The organism is Liquorilactobacillus mali KCTC 3596 = DSM 20444 (genome assembly GCF_000260415.1).
In the GTDB taxonomy this organism is placed as follows: domain Bacteria; phylum Bacillota; class Bacilli; order Lactobacillales; family Lactobacillaceae; genus Liquorilactobacillus; species Liquorilactobacillus mali.
Genome location: NZ_BACP01000098.1, coordinates 1 through 362 on the forward strand (window position 1 = coordinate 1; position 362 = coordinate 362).

A 362-nucleotide genomic window follows, 5' to 3' on the forward strand; every position below is an offset into this window, starting at 1 on the left:
CGTGTTGACTAGGTTGATAGTTCAACCAATGGTAATAGGTGCTACGAGCTAATCTTAAAGTTGAGAGTATTAAGGATAGGCGGTGATAGGGTAACTGAATCTTAATGAAAGCAAGAGTTTTAACTCGCCCTAACGCTTTCCCAGTAACACCGCCGCAGCTTTTAAAATCTCCAATTCCTCCTCGAGACGTTGGTTCTCTTTTTGTAATTTTTTAAATTCTTTAGAAGTAACTTCAGTTCCATCATCAAGTTCAACTGATTTTGCATCTTTAATCCAGTTATGAATTGATGCAGGAGACACTGCATATTCTTCTGAGAGAGAACGAACTGATCTCTTTTCCTCGGTGTGTATTTTAATAATGC

The 362-nt window shown here is 38.1% G+C and carries 1 pseudogene; it reads right to left on the reverse strand.

Going from position 1 to position 362, the window contains the following annotated elements:
- A pseudogene (locus GSM_RS13665) lies at positions 1-360 on the reverse strand (transposase); the annotation flags it as partial.
- Positions 361-362 lie beyond the last annotated feature (2 nt).